Origin of the sequence: Synechococcus sp. WC101, from assembly GCF_047461555.1 — a bacterium.
In the GTDB taxonomy this organism is placed as follows: Bacteria; Cyanobacteriota; Cyanobacteriia; order Thermostichales; family Thermostichaceae; genus Thermostichus.
In genome coordinates, this window is record NZ_JANSHG010000176.1 from 1 (window position 1) to 4,642 (window position 4,642).

General features: G+C 61.9%; 4 protein-coding genes. All 4 read right to left on the bottom strand.

The annotated features are described in order from the left end of the window. A partial coding sequence (gene rsgA / locus NW809_RS10835; RefSeq protein ID WP_414402123.1) for a ribosome small subunit-dependent GTPase A occupies window positions 1-956 on the bottom strand: 956 nt, incomplete at its 3' end. Beyond that, entirely contained in the window at window positions 953-1,216 is a 264-nt protein-coding gene (locus NW809_RS10840; RefSeq protein WP_011429679.1) for a sulfurtransferase TusA family protein, read from the bottom strand. The genes NW809_RS10840 and rsgA, both read right to left, overlap by 4 nt. After that, complete coding sequence (dnaJ, locus tag NW809_RS10845; RefSeq protein ID WP_011429678.1) at window positions 1,213-2,397, bottom strand: molecular chaperone DnaJ; 1,185 nt, start codon at window positions 2,395-2,397, stop codon at window positions 1,213-1,215. The genes NW809_RS10840 and dnaJ overlap by 4 nt, the downstream gene beginning before the upstream one ends. A 116-nt stretch (window positions 2,398-2,513) precedes the next feature. After that, window positions 2,514-4,322: a molecular chaperone DnaK gene (dnaK, locus tag NW809_RS10850; RefSeq protein WP_414402124.1), complete on the bottom strand. Its 1,809-nt coding sequence runs from the start codon at window positions 4,320-4,322 to the stop codon at window positions 2,514-2,516. Window positions 4,323-4,642 lie beyond the last annotated feature (320 nt).

Below are 4,642 nucleotides of genomic sequence, written 5' to 3' on the forward strand. Positions count from 1 at the left end.
AGTTCATGTAAAAGCTGTAGGTAAAACCCCCGCCGCTCCCAGTCCAGCTCCCGCAGCCCACAGCCCGGCTCCCGATCGTGCAAGCAATCGCGAAACTGACAGGTGCCCAGCCGCTCCCGCACTTCCGGAAAGCAACGTATTAGCTGCTGAGGGGAAACCGGCGGGATCCCTTCGCCGGCATTGAACCCCGGAGAGTCGGCAATCCAACCCCCCTCTGGCAGAGGGAACAGCTCCACATGGCGGGTGGTGTGCCGCCCCTGGCGCAACTTCTCTGACACCGCTTGGGTGGTCAGCTGAACAGCCGGCAAGAGTCGGTTGAGCAAGCTTGACTTGCCTACCCCTGAGGGGCCAGCCACCACCGAAATCTGATCCCGACAGCGGCGGCGCAGCTCGGGGATCCCGGCCTCAGTAAGGGCACTGACCAATAGAGGCTCATACCCCCACCGCTGCAGACGCTGTCGCCAGCTCTCTGCCACCGCCGCCTCTACACAATCGCACTTGTTGAACACCACCTGAACTCGCAGGTGGCTGGCCTCGGCCTGCACCAGCAGACGGCTGAGGGCGTTGGGCTCGGGCTCCGGCTCGGCCAGGGCCATCACCACCAAGACTTGGGTTATGTTGGCGATGGCCGGTCGAGGCAACTGAGTTCGCCGCGGCAGAATGGCCTCAATTGCCCCCCGCTCCGGCCAGAGAGAGTCGGCAGCCGGCGGTAAGCTAACCTCCACCCAGTCCCCCACCATCACCGACTGCCCCATTTTTTTGAGCTTGGCCCGAGCAGTGCAGAGAAGCTCCGCCGGCATCGGCTTTTGGGCCGGGAAATGCGCCTCGATCTCAGGAAAAAGGGCAGCCAGCTCGGGATCAATGCGCACGCGATAAAAGTTGGCCTGGGCGGCGCGCACCCAGCCAGTGCAAGTGGATCCCTGCCCCTCCTCTTGGACGGCGCTCCGGTGGCTCATGCCAAATTCCCACGGCGTACCCAGAGGATGTGGTGTCCCTCGGGCGCCGCTTGTTGCCCTTCAATGTAATGCCCCGCCATCGTCAGGCTCTTGGGCACCTGCTCCAGAGGCTCTCCTGCATCCAGCCACAGCTCCAGCACCTCCCCCGGCGCCATGCGTTCTAGGCGCAACTTGGCGCGCACGTAGTTGAGCGGGCAGGGGATCCCGCGTTGATCCAGAACCAGCTTCACCTCGTGGGGGGGAATTGCCTCTGCCGTCATTCTTCTTCTCGCTCTCGGTTGCCGGGCATTTGGGCCAGCCCCCGCAACAGCCCGCCCAAGAAACCGTCCCGCTTGTTGATGCGTTCCCCATGCAACTCGGCCAGGCGCATAAGCAGTTCCCGCTCTTCCGAGCTGATGCGGGTGGGAATCTCCACTACCAGGGTGATTTTGTGGTCGCCCCGCAACATCGGATTGCCAAGGCGAGGTACCCCCTTGCCCTCCAGAGTTAGCACCGTACCCGGCTGGGAACCCGCCGGAATGGTCAGCTCCGCCTCTTCCTCCAGGCCCGCCTTCGAGTCCACCGTGGGCACCAAGACTTTAGCCCCCAAAATGGCCTGCAGATAGCTTACCCGCACCTGCGAGAAGATGGTGAGACCATCCCGCTGGAAGTCGGGATCCGGCTCGACGAAGAGGTAAACGTAGAGATCCCCAGGTGGGCCACCGCGCCGACCGGCATCCCCCTCGCCAGAAACCCGCAGACGGGTGCCGCTGTCCACGCCGGCAGGGATGTTGATGCGCAGCTTCTTGGTGGTCTGGGCGAGGCCCTCGCCATTGCAGTTATAGCAGGGCTCTTCCAGCACCCGGCCGGCACCGCCGCAGGTGGGGCAGATCGAGACCTGGGTAAAGTTGCCAAAGGGGGTGCGGGTGGCCCGCCGCACCTGACCAGCGCCGCCACAGGTGGGGCAGACTTTCACATCTGTGCCGGGCTTGGCCCCGCTGCCCCCACAGACCGGGCAGACCTCCAAGTGGCTGATGCGAATTTGCTTTTCGCCGCCGAAGATGGCCTCGAGAAACTCCAATTTCAGGTCAAAGCGCAGGTCATCCCCGCGTACCGGCCCTTGGCGGCTGCGGCTGTAGCCAACTCCCCCTCCCGCAAAGTTGGTGAAGAAGCTCTCGAAAAGGTCGGCGAAGCCACCGATTCCGGCGAAATCCTGGAACCCGCTGGCGGCAGCCGCCGCACCGCTCAGCCCAGCTTCCCCAAAGCGGTCGTAGCGAGCCCTCAGCTCGTCGTCCGAGAGCACCTCATAGGCGCGGTTGATTTCCTTGAAGCGATCCTCAGCCCCTGGCTCTTTGTTGACGTCAGGGTGATACTTGCGGGCCAGCCGACGATAGGCGCGCTTAATCTCTTCCTTGGAGCTATCACGGCTAACCCCCAAGATTTCGTAGTAGTCACGAGCCATAGAAGCGCTTCAGAGAACAAGGATCGAATGACGCCGGAAACACAGCTTGCCGGATGGCCCAGGCAATGCCCCTCTGCCATGCCCCAGAGCTCAGCAAAAGCCTTCGCCGAGTATCCTCAGCGAGTGCCATAGATCTCACTCCCCATCTCTAGGAGCACAGCCCGCAGCTCTTCCATTGCATTCCGTAAAGTTGCTAAGTCTACGTTATCATTTGCCAGCAGCGCCCTCAATGTGCCCGCCGCCTGGGCCCCCCTCTGGAGGCAGATCTCGCTAAGGCGACTGCCGTGCTCCTGCAGGGTCTTCTCGTAGTTGTAGAGCAGGCTGTCCGCTTGGTTGCGGGCTTCCACCAACTGCCGCCGGCGCCGATCTTCTTCGGCGTAGGCCTCGGCTTCCCGACGCATCCGCTCGATCTCGCTGCTGCTCAAGCCGCCGTGGTTGGTGATCTTGATGCTCTGCTCGATCCCCGTCCCCTTCTCGCGGGCGGAGACTTTCAAAATGCCGTTGGCATCGATATCAAAGGAGACTTCGATCTGGGGCACCCCGCGGGGAGCTGGCGGGATCCCGGTTAGTTGAAAGCGGCCCAAGGTCTTGTTGTCCTTGGCCATAGCCCGCTCTCCCTGCAAGACGTGGATTTCCACCATTGTCTGGCCGTCGGTGGCGGTGGAGAAAATTTGGGTTTTGCTGGTGGGAATGGTGGTGTTGCGCTCGATGATGCGGGTGAATACCCCGCCCAAGGTCTCCACGCCAATGGAGAGGGGAATCACATCCAACAGCAGCAGGTCTTTCACTTCTCCGCCTACCACCCCTGCCTGGATGGCTGCGCCAAGGGCTACTGCCTCGTCGGGGTTGACGGAGCGATCCGGGTTTTTTTTGAAGATTTGCCGAATCTTCTCCTGAACAGCGGGAATGCGAGTAGAGCCACCCACCAGCAGCACGCGGTCGATATCCTCAGGGGAGAGGCCGGCATCCCGCAAAGCTTGCTCGGTGGGCTCAACAGTAGCCTCCACCAGATCCTGCACCAACTCCTCGAACTTGGCGCGGGTCAGCTCCACTTCCAGGTGTTTGGGCCCGGAGTCGTCGGCGGTGATAAAGGGCAGGTTGATGAGCGTAACCTGGGTGCTGGACAGCTCGATTTTGGCCTTCTCCGCCGCCTCCCGCATCCGCTGCAAGGCCATGCGATCCCGGGAGAGGTCGATCGCTTCCGTCTCCAAAAACTGGCGGTTGAGCCAATCGACAATTCTCTGGTCAAAGTCATCCCCGCCCAGGTGGTTGTTGCCGGCGGTGGCTTGTACCTCGAACACGCCGCTGCCCAGTTGCAGCACCGAGACGTCGAAGGTGCCGCCACCCAGGTCGAAAACCAAGATGCGCAGATCTTGATCTTGTTTGTCCAGCCCGTAGGCCAGGGCGGCTGCCGTCGGTTCGTTGATGATGCGCAACACCTCCAGTCCGGCAATGGTGCCCGCGTCTTTGGTGGCCTGGCGCTGGGCATCGGTAAAGTAGGCGGGGACGGTGATCACCGCCTGAGTCACCGGCTCCCCCAGATAAGCCTCCGCGTCGGCCTTCAGCTTTTGCAGGATCATTGCGGAGATCTCCTGGGGCGTGTAGGCGCGATCCTGCACCACCACCTCCACCATGTTGTCCCGGCCAGGGATCACCTTGTAGGGGACTCGCTTGCGCTCTTCTTCAGTTTCGGCGAAGGTGCGGCCAATGAAGCGTTTGATGCTGAAGATGGTGTTTTCGGCGTTGGTAACCGCCTGACGCTTGGCCAGTTGGCCCACCAGGCGGACGTTGTTCTTGGCAAAGCCGACGATGCTGGGGGTGGTGCGCCCTCCTTCGGCGTTGGTGATCACCACGGGCTTGCCCCCTTCCAAAACCGCCACGCAACTGTTGGTGGTTCCCAGGTCAATCCCGATGACTTTGCCCATACCCCTCTCTCCCCGTGCGTCAAATCCCAACCCAGGACAATTCCACGGATCTCATAAGAGCATTTTGCCCAGAATCCCGCAGAAACCTTCAGGCGGCGCTTCCGCCTCCGTAGCTTTACTGTAGCCTTTTTGAGGCTATCCCGGCTTTGTTTGTCAAGGTTCAAGTGAGCAAGTTTGGTTAGCTAATCCGCCGTTCGCGCTAGCGGGACGTAGTCCTGGAAGCCCCGCTCTGTACCCCCCAGTCCCCCAGTCCCCCCGTATACGGGGGGATGTAGGGGGGCGGGCCGGCCAGAGTCAGGATGAGAGGCGGGAGCGTTCAA